Annotated in this window: 10 protein-coding genes; 8 read left to right on the top strand and 2 right to left on the bottom strand. The window is 71.6% G+C overall.

Annotation, left to right across the window (positions count from 1 at the left end):
* The first annotated feature begins 16 nt into the window (after positions 1 to 16).
* From ACQP2T_RS34290 to ACQP2T_RS34280, 3 genes are read left to right on the top strand one after another with little or no spacing between them, the layout of a single operon-like run.
* Positions 17 to 2,113 carry an alpha-galactosidase gene (locus tag ACQP2T_RS34290; RefSeq protein ID WP_433509027.1) on the top strand — a complete coding sequence of 699 codons (2,097 nt, stop codon included), beginning with the start codon at positions 17 to 19 and terminating at the stop codon, positions 2,111 to 2,113.
* A 24-nt stretch (positions 2,114 to 2,137) separates the two neighbouring features.
* A complete protein-coding gene (locus ACQP2T_RS34285) occupies positions 2,138 to 2,491 on the top strand; it encodes a spore germination protein GerW family protein (protein WP_433509026.1) in 354 nt (117 codons plus the stop codon).
* Positions 2,492 to 2,520: 29 nt separating this feature from the next.
* Positions 2,521 to 3,156, top strand: coding sequence for a LysE family translocator (locus ACQP2T_RS34280; RefSeq protein WP_433509025.1), 636 nt, complete (start codon positions 2,521 to 2,523; stop codon positions 3,154 to 3,156).
* A 99-nt stretch (positions 3,157 to 3,255) separates the two neighbouring features.
* On the opposite strand, the gene ACQP2T_RS34275 is transcribed toward ACQP2T_RS34280, so the two are convergent.
* Entirely contained in the window at positions 3,256 to 3,978 is a 723-nt protein-coding gene (locus ACQP2T_RS34275; protein ID WP_433509024.1) for a VIT1/CCC1 transporter family protein, read from the bottom strand.
* 259 nt (positions 3,979 to 4,237) lie between these two features.
* Between ACQP2T_RS34275 and ACQP2T_RS34270 the strand changes: the two genes are divergently transcribed.
* On the top strand, positions 4,238 to 4,882 hold the full coding sequence (locus ACQP2T_RS34270; protein WP_433509023.1) for a Uma2 family endonuclease: 645 nt from the start codon (positions 4,238 to 4,240) through the stop codon (positions 4,880 to 4,882).
* Positions 4,883 to 5,050: 168 nt separating this feature from the next.
* Here ACQP2T_RS34270 and ACQP2T_RS34265 read toward each other — a convergent pair whose 3' ends face one another.
* Positions 5,051 to 5,749, bottom strand: a complete 699-nt coding sequence (locus ACQP2T_RS34265) for a hypothetical protein (protein ID WP_433509022.1) — start codon at positions 5,747 to 5,749, stop codon at positions 5,051 to 5,053.
* A 253-nt stretch (positions 5,750 to 6,002) separates the two neighbouring features.
* Between ACQP2T_RS34265 and ACQP2T_RS34260 the strand changes: the two genes are divergently transcribed.
* The 4 genes from ACQP2T_RS34260 to ACQP2T_RS34245 all read left to right on the top strand — a co-directional run bounded on the left by ACQP2T_RS34260 (position 6,003) and on the right by ACQP2T_RS34245 (position 14,915).
* Entirely contained in the window at positions 6,003 to 9,389 is a 3,387-nt protein-coding gene (locus ACQP2T_RS34260) for a phosphodiester glycosidase family protein (protein ID WP_433509021.1), read from the top strand.
* A 111-nt stretch (positions 9,390 to 9,500) separates the two neighbouring features.
* On the top strand, positions 9,501 to 10,622 hold the full coding sequence (locus tag ACQP2T_RS34255) for an amidohydrolase family protein (RefSeq protein ID WP_433509020.1): 1,122 nt from the start codon (positions 9,501 to 9,503) through the stop codon (positions 10,620 to 10,622).
* A 52-nt stretch (positions 10,623 to 10,674) separates the two neighbouring features.
* Positions 10,675 to 11,904 (top strand): M20 metallopeptidase family protein, encoded by a 1,230-nt coding sequence (locus tag ACQP2T_RS34250; RefSeq protein WP_433509019.1) that lies wholly within the window; start codon positions 10,675 to 10,677, stop codon positions 11,902 to 11,904.
* A gap of 119 nt (positions 11,905 to 12,023) precedes the next feature.
* Positions 12,024 to 14,915, top strand: coding sequence for a glycoside hydrolase family 2 TIM barrel-domain containing protein (locus tag ACQP2T_RS34245; RefSeq protein ID WP_433509018.1), 2,892 nt, complete (start codon positions 12,024 to 12,026; stop codon positions 14,913 to 14,915).
* Positions 14,916 to 14,961: the final 46 nt, after the last annotated feature.

Genomic DNA, 14,961 nt, shown 5'->3' with positions numbered 1-14,961 from the left:
TCCGACGATCGCAGGCATGCCCCTCATCCCTGTTCCCGCCCACGCGCACACATGGGCGGCACTCACCCGCGATACCTCCTATGTCTTCGGCGTCGAAACCGGCGCTGACACGCGGATCACGCAGTGGTACTGGGGGCCCCGGTTACCCGCCGGGGCCCTCGGCCAGGTCGCCGAGCACGTCCCGGGCTGGATCGTCACCGGCTTCCTCGACCCCGACGACGCGACGGAGATGCTGCCCGTCGACGGCGGCCGCCGCTGGGGCGTGCCCTCGCTCCAGGCCGTCTACGAAGGTGAGGTCCGCTCCGTCGAGCTCGGCTTCGAGGACGCCGTCCTCGGTGAGAACGAGGTGGAGGTGGTCCTGCGCGACCACGCCTACGGCCTCCGGGTGGGCCTGCACGTGCGGGTCTTCGACGACTGCGATGTCATCGAGCGCTGGGTGAACGTCACCAACGAGTCGGCCGCGCCCCTGCGGCTGCGGCGGCTCGACTCGGGCAGCTGGGTGATCCCCGAACAGGCGGGCTTCCGCTACACCGGCGCCGCCGGGGGCTGGGGCCGCGAGACTCGGCTCCAGAGCGGCGAGTTGCCGGCGGGGGAGACCACGTTCGGCAGCAGGACCGGCACCACCTCGCACAAGGCCAACCCGTGGATCATGCTCGGCGACGCCACCGAGGACACCGGCGACGTCTGGACGGTCGCGCTCGCCTGGAGCGGCTCGTGGCGGCTCACCACGCAGCGCCGCCCCGAGGGCGACGTCGCGGTGAGCACCGGATTCGGCCACGAGGGCCTGACCTGGCCGCTCGGCCCCGGCGAGTCGCTGCGCACCCCCTCCGCGCTCGGCCTGCGCACCTCCGGCGGCTATGGCGCGGCCAGCCGGGCCTGGCACGACTACGCCCGCAAGCACGTCCTGCCCAGGCCCGGCGAGGAACGGCCCGTCCTGTACAACTCGTGGGAGGCCACCGGGTTCGACGTCACCGAGGCCGGCCAGCTGGACCTGGCCCGCCGGGCCGCCGACCTCGGCGTGGAGCTGTTCGTGGTGGACGACGGCTGGTTCGGCGCCCGCACCGACGACACGCGCGGACTCGGCGACTGGTGGCCCAACCCCGAGCGCTTCCCGCACGGCCTGCGCCCCCTTTTCCAGGGCGTACGCGACCTCGGCCTGCTCGCCGGGCTCTGGGTCGAGCCCGAGATGGTCAACCCCGACAGCGACCTGTACGGCAAGAACCCCGACTGGGTGCTGCACTACCCCGAACGCCGCCGCGACACCATGCGCAACCAGCTCGTGCTCAACTATGCCCGCGACGACGTGCGCGAGTGGGCGCTCGGCTGGCTCGACCAGCTCGTCCGCGAGTACGGCCTGGCCTACCTCAAATGGGACATGAACCGCAGCTTCAGCCAGGCAGGCTGGGCCGAGGGCGGCGACCTGCTCTGGATCGAGCACACCAGGGGCGTCTACGCGATCATGGACGAGCTGCGCAGGCGCCATCCGGGGCTCCGCATCGAATCGTGCTCGGGCGGTGGCGGCCGGGCCGACTTCGGCATGCTCCGCCGTACGGACCAGGTGTGGACCTCCGACAACACCGACGCCCGCGACCGGCAGGTGATCCAGCGGGGCTTCTCCTACCTCTACCCGGCCGGCGCCATGTCGTGCTGGGTGACCGACAGCCCAAACCCGATCACCCACCGCGAGGTGCCGCTGCGCTACCGCTTCCACGTGGCCATGGCGGGCACGCTCGGCGTCGGCGGCGACCTCACCCGCTGGAGCGCCGCGGAGCTCGACGAAGCCAGGCAGCTCATCGCCGACTACAAGGCCGTCCGCCCGGTGATCCAGCACGGCGCGCTCCACCGGCTGGCCGGGCGGCCCGGTGAGAGCGCCTCCGCCGTCCAGTACACGCTCGGAGACCAGGTGGTCGTGCTCGCCTACAACCCGTTCGCGCTGGACAAGCAGCCGCCCCGGCGGCTCCGGCTGGCCGGGCTCGACCCGTCGGCCGTCTACGAGGGGCCCGGCGGCTCCTGGCACGGGGCCACGCTGATGCACCACGGCCTCACCCTGCCCACCTGGTTTCACTCCGGCGCCGACTACCGCAGCGAGATGGTGGTGCTGCGCCGGGTCTAGGGCCAGCATGTGGGGATGGACATCATGGAATTAGTCGAACGCGCGAAGGACTCCGCCACCGTCAAGCGGGTCTTCGGCGACCCGATACAGCAGGACGGCGTCACGGTCATCCCCGTCGCCCGAGTCGTCCAGGGCGTCGGCGGGGGAATAGGCAGGCAGGAAGCCTCCGTGGATCCGGACGCCGCGCCCGGCGGCGAGGGCACCGGCGGCGGATTCGGCCTCAGCGCCACTCCGGCCGGGGTGTTCGTGGTCAAGGACGGCGACGTCCGCTGGCAGCCGGCGGTCGACGTCAACCGCATCGTCATCGGCGGCCAGATCGTGGCCGTCGTGCTGCTGCTGACCATCCGATCGATCCTCAAGAAGAGCCGCAAGCACTGATTTTTGCCTGTTTTAGTAGCGTGAGCGTCATGAGTTCTGTGACGCAGGTGCTGGCTTTCGGTGGTGTGGTGATGCTCGGGGCCATGTCCCCGGGGCCCGATTTCGCCGTCGTGGTACGGCGTTCGGCGATCTCCGGTCGCCTGTACGGCATGGCGGCGGCGCTGGGCATCTCGATCGGCGTGTTCGCCTGGGTGGTGGCCGCGGCGACCGGCGTCGCCGCGCTGCTGGCGGCCTCGGCGATGGCGTTCACCGTGGTCAAGGTCGTCGGGGCCGCCTACCTGCTGTTCCTCGGTTTCAAAGCGTGGCGCGCCGCCCTGCGCAAGGGCGGCGGGCTGGAGCTGGAGGCGCCGGACCCGGGGAAGCGAAGCGCGTGGGCGGCCTTCGTCGAGGGACTGCTGACGAATGCGCTCAACCCCAAGGCGGCGCTGTTCTTCGTGGCGCTCGTGCCGCAGTTCGTCAGCGAGGGCGCGTCCCTGGGCGACACGCTCACGCTGTCGGTCATCGCGCTGGCGCTGACCGTGCTGTGGTTCCTCCTGGTGGCCAACATCGTGGGGGCGCTGCGCAAGGTCTTCGCCAGGCCGGCGGTACGGAAGGCGGTCGACGGGCTGACGGGCGCGGCCCTCATCGCCCTCGGCGTCAACCTGGCCGCCGCCAGCCGCCCATAGCTCGCCGAGACGGCCGGTCTATGGGACGGCAGTTCTTCGAGACAAGTAGTCCTTCGAGACGGCCGTTCTATGAGACGGCGGCCTTTATGGACGGGGGCTTTATGAGACGGTGACGCCCAGTAGGTGGCCCAGGCCGAACGTCACGGCGGCGGCCCCGGCGCCCAGCGCGAGCTGGCGCAGGCCGCCCAGCCACCACGGGCGGGCCGTCATCCGCGCCACCGCCGCACCGAACACGAACAGCGCCACCAGGCTCAGCACCAGCGCCACCGCCAGCCCCGACGCCCCGAACAGGAACGGCGCCAGCGGCACCACCGCCCCGGCCGCGAACGCGCAGAACGACGACCCGGCCGCGAGGTACGGCGACGGCAGATCGTCGGGATCGACGCCCAACTCCTCACGCACATGCACCCGCAACGCCTGCTCGGGATCCGCCGACAGCCCGGCCGCCACCCGCGCCGCCAGGTCGGCGTCCAGGCCGCGGGCACGGTAGATCGCGGTCAGCTCGGCCAGCTCCCCTTCGGGGTCGTGGGCCAGCTCACGACGCTCCACGGCGATCTCGGCACGCATCAGCTCCGTCTGCGACTTCACGGAGGTGTACTCACCCGCCGCCATCGAGCACGCGCCCGCGATCAACCCGGCGAACCCGGCGAGCACCGCCCCACGGCCCGCCCCCGCTGCCCCGACGACTCCGGCGATCAACGCGAAGTTGGACACCAGTCCATCCATCGCCCCGAACACCGCCGGCCGCAACCAGCCGCCGGTCACGTCGCGGTGGCTGTGGTGCCTCTCGGGAGAGTACGGCCGGTCGAGCTCGATGGTCATGAAAATCCTCCGCCTCAGTAACGCCTTGATATGAAATTTAGGCAGATGTCACGATGATCCGCAACGAAGGGGAGGCTTCCCTGACCTGCGACGAAGCGTTTGGTTGCGAACATGCGTGCGGGTCCCAGCAGGGAAGCGGCGGTGAATCTCTCGAACGCCTGTTGTGGAAATCCAGGGGAAGGTAATGTCATCCCGTCGCTCGGTGTAATCGTGCGGCTGCGTATGGCTGAGGCCGGGTTGGCGTGCGAGACTCGGTCCTATGGAAGGCGGCGATGACATGAGCGCCCTGCCCGACGAAGGCTGGCTGGCCGTGCATCGCCCGCCCAGGCGAACGAGACTCTTCCCGCTGGCCCATGCCGCCGGTTACACCGTCGATGACTGGATCAAGCTGCCCGACTCCGGGGAGCGCATCGAGTTGATCGACGGGAGCTTCGTCGTGAGCCCTGCGGCCATGGGCCTGCACGCATTGTGCGCGGGTGGTCTGCGGACCGTCCTGGCGGCGGCGAAGGCGGCCGGAGCCGATCTCGTGGTCGTCGAGGCGGCCAACGTGGCCGTCGGGGAAGACGGGCTGATTCCCGACATCGTGGTGCTGCCTCGAGACCTGGTCATGTCTCGGATGGTGATTTTTCCCGCCTCGGAGGTCGCTGCCGTGGCTGAGATCGTGAGTCCCGGACCGGGCAATCGTCGGCGCGACTACGAGCTCAAGCCGGTCAAGTACGCGGAGGCGGGCATCCCGGTCTTCCTGCGGGTCGAGCTCGAAGGGGCGGGCAGTCCGTGGGTCGAGGTATTGGAGCTGGGCGCGGGCGGCTACCAGATGACCGCTCGGGCCGGGGCGGGGGAGAAGGTGACGATCTCTGATCCGTTTGCCGCGTCCTTCGACCCGGAGCACCTGCTCGACGCCTGATCCGATGGGAGGCACGGACCGTCTCCCTCCCCCCGCTGGGGGTGTCCCTCCTGAGGGACCCCAGCCACAACGGCGGCGCCCCCCGGGGACCGGGTCGGACAGAGGCCCCAGGCCGGACAGGGCTGCGGATCGGGCAGGAGCCCAGACCCGGGCAGAGCCCGGGTCGGGTCAGATGCGGGCAGGAGCGATCGTCTCCGGGGTGGTCTGGGTGTCGGTGTCGCGGATCAGCGCCTGGCAGTCGGCGATGGCCCCTGTCAGCAGGTCGCGCAGCAGGGCGTCCGGGTCCGGGATGCAGGCCTGGACGATGCCCACCACCGAGAGCTGCACCGCGTTCGGCGCCGCGTACCGGCGGAAGCCCTTCTCCGTGATCCGGGCCGCGCGGCTGAAGCGCCTGGCCTGCTCCGCCGCGTGCGGGACCAGCGCCATCGCGCGCTGGCTCTCCTCACTCAGCGGGACCGTGCTGAACCGGCCCGAGGCCGGCTGGCCGGACGGGACGCCGTCGAGCCTGGCCAGCATCTCCTCGGCCGCCAGCACCGACACCGCGAGTGCCAGTTGACGCTCGGCTGCCGAGACCGGCAGCGCGGTCGTCGCGCATCGCAGTGCGATCCGGGCGTCCACCCGGAGGTCGTCGTCGTTCAGGTCGATGATCGACGGTACGAGGCCCACGAGGCGGGCCCGGTTCGCGTCGCTGGTGTTGTCGTTGACCAAGCGGGCGAGCGCGGCCAGCAGCGGGTGCGTGCAGGCCGGGTGGTCGCTCCACCGCTCTCCGGCTAGGTAGGACGCCAGTTCCATGAAGCAGGCGCCGCGCTTCGGGTTGCGATGCCTGCCGCGTGACAGAACCGGCATGAGATCAAGCTGATTGTCCACGGGGTGCTCCACTGCTCCACGGGATGCTGCTCTACGGGATCGCCGTCTTTCCAGTCTGCGCTGATAACAGCAACAACGCCAGTGATGGGGGTTTTTGCCTCCCCTGCAGCCTGCCCGGTGGGCGCGTAGGCACACCTGGGGTTAGAGGGATGCCACCTTTGTGGATCAGTTCGGTCGCCGGAACCCGCTGAAATTATTCTTTAGTTCATCGTCAAGTCTTGAAACTTATAACCGCGAACGATTGAGTTCGGTCGTGCAGACCCTCCGCTACGCGGCCGTCGCGGCCGCGCTCGTCTTAGGGATCGCCGCCCCCGCGCAGGCCGATCCCCGACCCCCCGCCGAAGACGCGCTGAAGGCGTCGTCCTATCCGCCGCCCTCCACGCTGCTCACCCAGGCCGTCACCGGCAAGCAGTTGGAGACGGCCAAGAAGACCCGGCCGGTGGCCCCCGGCATCTCGCTGACCTCGTTCGACCGCTACGACGAGCTCGGCTGGCTGCGTGCCGACGCCGTCACCGCCGACCTGGGCGCCGCGAAGGCCGACTACGTCTACTCCGGCGAGGTGTCCAAGACCGAGCCGCTGTCCGGGCCCGCCAAGCGCGCCCACGCCGTCGCGGCCGTCAACGGCGACTTCTTCGACATCAACAGCTCCGGTGCCGCCCTGGGCATCGGCATCCAGAACGGCACGCTCATCCAGTCGCCCGCCTCCGGCCATGACAAGGCCGTCGCGGTCACCGGCGACGGCGTCGGGCGGGTGCTGCAGATGTACTTCGAGGGCACCGCCACCCCCGCGGGCGGCGCGCCGATCACCCTGACCCAGTTCAACCAGATCGTCCAGGCGGGCGGGGTCGGCCTGTTCACGCCGCTGTGGGGCTCCTACAACCGGGCCCGCGCCGTCGAGGGCGCCACCGCCGTGATCGAGGTCGAGCTGGTCGACGGCGTGGTCTCGGCGGTACGCCAGGCGCCGGGCACCGGCCCGATCCCGGCGGGCACGACGATCCTGCTCGGCCGTGACGCCGGAGCCGCCACGCTGGCCGGGCTCAAGCAGGGCGACAAGATCGACGTGAGGTACCAGCCGAAGCCGTCCGACGGCAAGGCCGTCAAGGCGGCGGTCGGCGGCAACTACGTCCTGGTCAAGGACGGCGCCGTGCAGAGCTCCACCGACCCGGCCGCGCACCCGCGCACCGCGGTCGGCTTCTCCGCCGACGGCAGGAAGATGTACCTGCTGACCGTCGACGGCCGCCAGGCCGACAGCCGCGGCGTCACGCTCAACGAGCTGGCCGCCATGATGGTCGAGCTCGGCGCCGCCAACGCGCTCAACCTCGACGGCGGCGGCTCCTCCACGATGCTCGCCCGCGAGCCGGGCTCCGCCGACGTCCAGGTCGAGAACAGCCCGTCCGACGGCGGCGAGCGCCACGTGCCGAACGGTCTGGCCCTGTTCGCCCCCGAGGGCAGCGGCAAGCTGAAGGGCTTCTGGCTGGAGACGGCCGGCGACCCCGCCAAGGCGCCCGGCGCCTCTCCCGTCGCCGGTGGCCGCCCCGACCGGGTCTTCCCCGGGCTCACGCGGCGGCTGACCGCCGCCGGATACGACGAGACGTACGGCCCGGCGGCCGGCACCCCGTCCTGGCGCGCCGAGCCGGTGGTGCACGGCGTCGTCCGCGACGGCAAGTTCCACGCCCTGGTCCCCGGTCAGACGACGGTCACCGCCTCCCGTGGCGCCGCCAAGGGCACGCTGCGGCTCACCGTGCTCCAGCCGCTGCAGCGGCTCGGCGCCACCGTGGACCGGGTCGGCCTGGCCGGCACGGACGCCACGGCCACCTTCGGCGTCGTCGGCTACGACCACAACGGCAACACCGCGCCCATCGAACCGGCCGACCTCACGCTCGACTACGACCACGACGCCTTCGAGGTGACGCCCGCCGACCAGGGCTACTTCACCGTCAAGTCCAAGAAGGCGACCACGTCCGGCCTGATCACCGCCAAGGTGGGCAAGATCAGCACGGCCGTGCCCGTCACCGTGGGCTTCGAGGACAAGCCGGTCGCCGACTTCGAGAACGCCGCCCAGTGGAGCTTCGCCGCCGCCCGGGCCACCGGCTCGCTGTCGGCCGCGCCCGGCCAGAGCGGGGGCGGGCTCAAGCTGTCGTACGACTTCACCCAGTCCACCGCGACCCGCGCCGCCTACGCCAGCCCGCCGCAGCAGATCGAGGTGGCGGGGCAGCCGCAGGCGTTCGGCTTGTGGATCAACTCCACCGGCAAGGGCGAGTGGCCCAGCCTGGAGTTCTACGACGGCCAGGGGCAGTCGCAGATCCTGCGCGGCCCGTACATGACCTGGACCGGCTGGAAGTACGTCGAGTTCGCCGTGCCGCCCGGCGTCACTTACCCGCTCAAGCTGCGGCGCTTCTACGTGGCCGAGACCAAGACCGACGCGAAGTACACCAACGACATCCTCGTCGACGGCCTGGTGGCCAAGGTGCCGCCGTCGGTGACGGCGCCGCCCGCCCAGAAGGTCGCCGACCCGGTCGTCAAGCCCGAGGTGGCCAAGATGCCGTGGCGGTTCGCCGTCATGTCGGACGCCCAGTTCGTGGCCCGCGACCCGGACAGCGACATCGTGCGCAACGCCCGCCGTACGCTCCAGGAGATCAAGGCCGCCAAGCCCGACTTCCTGCTGATCAACGGTGACCTGGTGGACGAGGCGTCGCCCGAGGACTTCGCGCTGGCCAAGAAGATCCTCGACGAGGAGCTCGGCGGGACGCTGCCGTACCACTACATCCCGGGCAACCACGAGGTGATGGGCGGCAAGATCGACAACTTCAAGGCCGTCTTCGGCGACACCTACCAGACCTTCGACCACAAGGGCACGCGGTTCGTCACGCTGGACACCTCGCGGCTGAACCTGCGGGGCGGCGGCTTCGACCAGGTCGCCCTCCTCCGGGCCCAGCTCGACGCGGCGGCTCGGGACGCCTCCGTCGGCTCGGTGGCGGTGCTGTTCCACGTGCCGCCGCGCGACCCCACGCCCGGCAAGGGCAGTCAGCTCGGCGACCGAAAGGAGGCCGCGCTGGTCGAGGGCTGGCTGGCGGACTTCCAGCGGACCACCGGCAAGGGCGCCGCCTACATCGGGGCCCACGTCGGCACGTTCAACGCCTCGCACGTCGACGCGGTGCCGTACTTCATCAACGGCAACTCCGGCAAGAACCCGGCCACCGCTGCCGACGACGGCGGCTTCACCGGCTGGTCGCTGTGGGGCGTGGACCCGGTCACCGCGCAGGAGGCGGAGCACGTCAAGCGCAACTGGTTCGCCGACGCGCCCAGCTGGCTCGGCGCCCAGGTACGGCCGCACGTGGACGACCTCGCGCTCGCGGCCCCCGCGGCCGTGCAGGTCGGCAAGACGGCGGCCGTGTCGGCGACGATCAAGCAGGGCACCCGGGTCGTGCCCGCCGCCTACCCGGTGTCCGTGGCGTGGTCCGGCTCGCCGAACCTGCACATCGGATCGCGGCAGAGCGCCAAGCCCTGGGACGTCGCCGTGCTCGACCCCGCGACGGGGACGTTCACGGCGCTGCGTAAGGGCCAGGTGACCGTCGCGTTGACGGTCAGCGGCGTCACCCGCCAGGCGACGATCGCGCTGACGGCCAACGCGGCCGCCTGACACACAGCCGCTTGAGAGCGCAGGTGGGGGTCACTACGCGTGGCCCCTGCCCGGCCGTCCGGCGGTGGGGGTCACCACACCCGGCCCCCGCCGCCGGACACAATGGAGGTCATGACGGACCTCGTCGAGACCATCGAACGGCTCGAGCTGGTCGACCACCACATCCACGGAGCCACCGCGCACGACCTGACGCGCACCGCGTTCGAGCAGCTGATCACCGAGTCGGACCGGCCGGTACCGCACTGGATGACTCAGTTCGACTCCCAGGTCGGCCACGCGATCCTGCGCCACTGCGCGCCCGTGCTCGGCCTCGACCCGCACCCCACGCCCGAGGAATACCTGGCCAGAAGGGCCAGGCTGGGCGCGGCCGAGGTCAACGGGCGGCTGCTGGCGGCCTCCGGCGTGGGTCACTTCCTCGTCGAGACCGGCTACCGGGGCGAGGAGATCCTCGGCCCGGCGGGCATGGCCGAGGTCAGCGGCCGGCCCGCCGACGAGATCGTCCGCCTGGAGTCGGTGGCCGAGCAGGTCGCCGAGGGTGACGCGGCCGGATTCGCCGACCGGTTCGGCGAGGCGCTCCACGAGCGCACCCGTACGGCCCGCGGCCTGAAGACCATCGCCGCCTACCGCCACGGCCTCGACTTCGACCCCACGCGGCCCGGCCCGGCCGAGGTCACCGAGGCGGCGGGCCGGTGGCAGGAGGAGGGCGGGCGGCTCCGTGACCCGGTGCTGCTGCGCCACGTCATCTGGGCCGGTATCGAACGCGGGCTGCCCCTGCAGTTCCACACCGGGTTCGGCGATCCCGACCTCGACCTGCGCCGATCCGACCCGCTGCTGCTGCGCGGGCTGATCGAGCTGGCCGAGCCGACGGGGGTGCCGCTGCTGTTGCTGCACTGCTACCCGTACCAGCGTCATGCCGGATTCCTCGCCCACGCCTATCCGAACGTCTACTTCGACGTGGGCCTGGGCGTCACCTACATGGGGGCGCGCGGCGCCGCGCTGGTCGCGGAGAGCCTGGAGCTGGCGCCGTTCGCCAAGATCCTCTTCTCGTCGGACGCCTGGGGGCCCGCTGAGCTGCACCATCTCGGGGCCGAGCTGTGGCGGCGGGCGATGGCGCGGGTGCTCGGCGACCTGGTGGCCGACGGCGAGTGGTCGGCCGCCCAGGCGGTGCGCGTGGCGAGGATGGTGGGGGCCGAGAACGCCCGCCGCGTGTACGACCTGGGCCCGGATGGGTGAGGACGGCGGCGAAATGGGCACCGGGGAAAGGTGTGACGAAAGGAGCATCTGAGTGAGCCCGGGGGAACTGCTGCGCGAGGCGCTACTGGCCGAACTGCCCGCCGCCGTGAAGCTCAGGCGGGAGCTGCACGCGCAGCCGTGCGTGTCCGGGGAGGAGGGGCCGACGCTCAAACGCGTGCTCGACGCGCTGTCGGGCGGCCTCGTGGAGTACGTGGCGGGCACCGGCGCCGTGGTCAGGATCGGCTCTCCCGGCCCTGCGGTCGGCGTGCGCGGCGAGCTCGACGCGCTGCCGATCGCCGAGCGCACCCGCGTCCCGTGGGCCGCCACCAACGGCGCCATGCACGCCTGCGGTCACGACGTGCACCTGGCCGCCGTCGTCGCCCTGGCCCGCGCCGTGGCGAAGGTCCGCGCCGTTGTGGACGCCGGGGTGGAGGCGGCCGGCGATCCGGGCTCGACGGGGCTGTCCGCCTGGAGCTGGGACGAGATCGCGCCGCTGGTCGTGGTGCTGCAGCCGCGCGAGGAGACCTACCCCTCCGGCGCCTTCGACGTGGTCGAGTCCGGTGTGCTCGACCGGCACCAGGTACGCGCCATGATCGGCGCCCACGTCCAGCCCGTGCTCGCCGCCGGCGTGGTGTCGTGCACGCCGGGGGCGGTCAACGCCTCGGCCGACGAGTTCGAGCTGACCGTCAGGGGCGCCGAAGGTCACGCCGCCTACCCTCACCTGGCCCGGGACCCCGTCGTGGCCATGTCCCAGATCATCGTGGCCGCCCAGCAGATGGTCAGCCGCGCCGCCGATCCTATGGTGCCCACCGTGGTCACGTTCGGCACGGTCAACGCGGGCACCGCGCCGAACGCCATCCCCGGCGAGGCCGTGGCCAGGGGGACGCTGCGGACCATGTCCGAGTCGTGGCGGCGCGGCCTGCACGACCGGTTCACGCAGCTGGTCGAGGACGTGGCCAGGGCGCACGGCTGCCATGGCGAGGTGCGGGTCCTGCCGGGGGAGCCGGTGCTGGCCAACGACCCGGCGCTGGCCGTACAGACCGGGGAACTGCTGCGGCACCAGGGATGGACGGTCACCGAGGAACTGCGCTCGTGCGGCGCGGACGACTTCGCGGCCTACGCGTCGGTGATGCCGTCGCTGATGATGTTCGTCGGCGTCGACACGGCCGCCGGGCTGCACAGCCCGGACTTCCTGCCGGGAGACGACGGCGTGGCGGCCACGGCGGAGGCGCTGCTGGCCGGATATCTCACGGCGGGGGGCCGTCCGGCCCGCGCGCGATGACGCCCCGGACCGCCTGAACCGGGACGGACACGAAACTCACCACTACTCACCAAGACTCACCAGTACTCATCAATACTCATCAATGACGAAACCGCCCAGAACCTTTAGGCTCGGCGGCGATGGATCTCGAAAACTTCGCACCCGGTTCGGGCCGCCTCGAACCCAGGGCCGCACTACGCTCTGACGCCCCTTCCCTCGACCTCAACGGCGACTGGCGCTTCCGCCTCTCGCCGTCCGCCGGCCTGCCGGACGACTTCGCCGACCCCGGCTACGACGACTCGGCCTGGGACACCCTGCCGGTGCCGTCGCACTGGCAACTGCACGGGCACGGCTCGCCCGCGTACACCAACGTCCTTTATCCCTTCCCCGTCGACCCGCCGCACGTGCCGAACGAGAACCCGACCGGCGACCACCGCCGCGTGTTCGACCTGCCCGAGGGCTGGACCGGCGGGCGGCTGCGGTTCGAGGGCGTCGAGTCCTTCGCCCGGGTCTGGCTGAACGGCCACGAGCTGGGCCACTCGACCGGCAGCCGCCTGCCCGTCGAGTTCGACGCCGGACCGTGGCTGGTGCCGGGCCGCAACGTGCTCGCCGTCCGCGTCCACCAGTGGTCGGCCGCCAGCTACCTGGAAGACCAGGACATGTGGTGGATGCCGGGCATCTTCCGGGACGTGTCACTGACCCGCTCGGCCGCCGACGTCTTCGTCCACGCCTCCTACGCCGACGGCCGTGGCACGCTGAGCTTCGACGGCCCCGGACGGCTGGCCATCGCCGAGCTCGGCGTCGCCGACCTGGCGCCCGGCACCGAGATCACCGTCGACGCCGAGCCGTGGACCGCCGAGACGCCCCGCCTGTACGAAGCCGTGGTCACGCTGCCCGAGGAGACCGTACGGGTGCGTGTCGGGTTCCGCACGATCTCCATCGAGGACGGGGTGCTCCTGGCCAACGGCCGTCCGCTGCTGCTCAAGGGCGTGAACCGGCACGAGTTCCACCCCGAGCACGGCCGCGCCGTGCCGTACGAGACCATGCGCGCCGACGTCCTGCTGATGAAGCGCCACAACGTCAACGCCGTCCGGACCAGCCACTACCCGCCGCACCCCGACTTCCTCGACCTCTGCGACGAGCTGGGCCTGTGGGTGATCGACGAGTGCGACCTGGAGACGCACGGCTTCGGCCAGGTCGGCTGGCGCGGCAACCCCACGGACGACCCGCGCTGGGCCGAGGCGCTGCTGGACCGGATGCGCCGCACGGTCGAACGGGACAAGAACCACCCGAGCGTGATCATGTGGTCCCTCGGCAACGAGGCCGGAGTCGGCCGCAACCTGGCCGTCATGGCCGACTGGACCCGGCAGCGAGACCCGTCGCGGCCGATCCACTACGAGGGCGACCGCTCGTGCGCCGACACCGACGTGTACTCGCGGATGTACGCCTCCCACGCCGAGGTGGAGGCCATCGGGCAGGGAGTGGAGGACCCGCTGGCCGACCCCGAGCTCGACGCGCGGCGGCGGGCGATGCCGTTCGTGCAGTGCGAGTACGCCCACGCGATGGGCAACGGGCCCGGCGGCCTGGCCGAGTACCAGGAGCTGTTCGAGCGGTATCCACGGCTGGCCGGCGGGTTCATCTGGGAGTGGATCGATCACGGGCTGGCACACCCGGACTTCGAGTACGCCTACGGCGGTGACTACGACGAGCCGGTGCACGACGGGAACTTCGTGATCGACGGGCTGATCTTCCCCGACCGGACGCCCTCGCCGGGGCTGCTGGACCTGAAGAAGGTGTTCGAGCCGGTCCGGTTCACCTTCGACGACCAGGCCCAGGTCGTGCGGGTGGCCAACCACCACGGCTATCGCGACCTGTCGCACCTGGGGTTCGTCGCGGTGGTCGAGGAGGAGGGGGTGGCGGTCGCCGAGTTCCCGATCGACGTGCCCGCGACGGGTGGCGAGGTCAAGCTGCCCGACCTGCCCAGTGGGGAGGGGGAGCGGTGGCTGACGGTACGGGCGGTGCTCGCCACCGACCAGCCGTGGGCCGCCGCCGGTCATGAGGTGGCGTGGGGCCAGACCCGCCTGCCATCCGGCGCCCAGGGCGGCCTGACGTCCGGCGCGCAGGGCGGCCTGACGTCCGGCGCGCAGGACGGCTTGGTGTCTGGAGCCCAGGGCGGCCTGACCTCCGGCGTCCGGGGCGAGGCTCGTCCGGCGTCCGGTGGCGAGGGCGTTGGTTCTGGGGCGGATCTGGAGTTCGACCCCGGAACCGGGCGGCTCACCCGTCTGTTCGGGATCGAGGTCGAGGGGCCGCGACTGGAGCTGTGGCGGGCGCCGATCGACAACGACACCTACGGCGGGCTGGCGGGCCGGTGGCGGCAGCTCGGCCTGCACCGGCTCACCCACCGGGTGGACGCCATAGAGACCGGTGACGGGCTGACCGTACGCGCCAGGGTCGCGCCCGCGGCCACCGACCTGGGCATGCACGTCGTCTACCGGTGGACCGCCACGGGCGGTGGGCTGGAGCTGACCGTGGACGTCGAGCCGGACGGGGACTGGACCGAACCCCTGCCGAGGCTCGGCGTCGTCATGGCGCTGCCCGCGGCGTTCGGCGACGTCACCTGGTTCGGCCGGGGCCCCGGCGAGGCGTACCCCGACACCGGCATGGCCGCCAGGGTCGGCCGCTGGTCCGCCACCGTCGAGGACCTGCAGACTCCGTACGTCTACCCGCAAGAGAACGGACACCGAGCGGATGTCCGCTGGGCCGAACTGACCGGCCCGTCCGGGGGCATCAGGGTGACGGGCGAGCCGGTCTTCGGCCTCACCGCCCGCCGCTGGACCACCGCGGAGCTGGAGGCGGCTCGCCACCGGCCCGACCTGAAGCCGGGCGACCGGGTGCACGTCAACCTGGACCTCGCCCAGCACGGCGTGGGCACCGCGGCATGCGGGTCGCCCACGCTGCCGCAGTACGAGCTCCACGCGCGTCCCGCCACATTCCGCGTCCGCTTCGACCCGACAGGACCATCCAGCCTCTGACGGTCCGGGGCCCGACGGCCCCGGACCGGATGGTCAAGGGCGTGAC

It is taken from the genome of Nonomuraea sp. CA-143628 (assembly GCF_050942315.1).
GTDB lineage: Bacteria > Actinomycetota > Actinomycetes > Streptosporangiales > Streptosporangiaceae > Nonomuraea.
This window is presented reverse-complemented; position numbering and strand designations above follow the sequence as displayed.

Excerpts from the sequence above, each read along its gene's own strand:
- ACQP2T_RS34290 (WP_433509027.1), top strand. The coding sequence starts at position 17 with ATGCCCCTCATCCCTGTTCCCGCCCACGCGCACACATGGGCGGCACTC.
- ACQP2T_RS34285 (WP_433509026.1), top strand. The coding sequence starts at position 2,138 with ATGGAATTAGTCGAACGCGCGAAGGACTCCGCCACCGTCAAGCGGGTC.
- ACQP2T_RS34280 (WP_433509025.1), top strand. The coding sequence starts at position 2,521 with ATGAGTTCTGTGACGCAGGTGCTGGCTTTCGGTGGTGTGGTGATGCTC.
- ACQP2T_RS34275 (WP_433509024.1), bottom strand. The coding sequence starts at position 3,978 with ATGACCATCGAGCTCGACCGGCCGTACTCTCCCGAGAGGCACCACAGC.
- ACQP2T_RS34270 (WP_433509023.1), top strand. The coding sequence starts at position 4,238 with ATGGAAGGCGGCGATGACATGAGCGCCCTGCCCGACGAAGGCTGGCTG.
- ACQP2T_RS34255 (WP_433509020.1), top strand. The coding sequence starts at position 9,501 with ATGACGGACCTCGTCGAGACCATCGAACGGCTCGAGCTGGTCGACCAC.
- ACQP2T_RS34245 (WP_433509018.1), top strand. The coding sequence starts at position 12,024 with ATGGATCTCGAAAACTTCGCACCCGGTTCGGGCCGCCTCGAACCCAGG.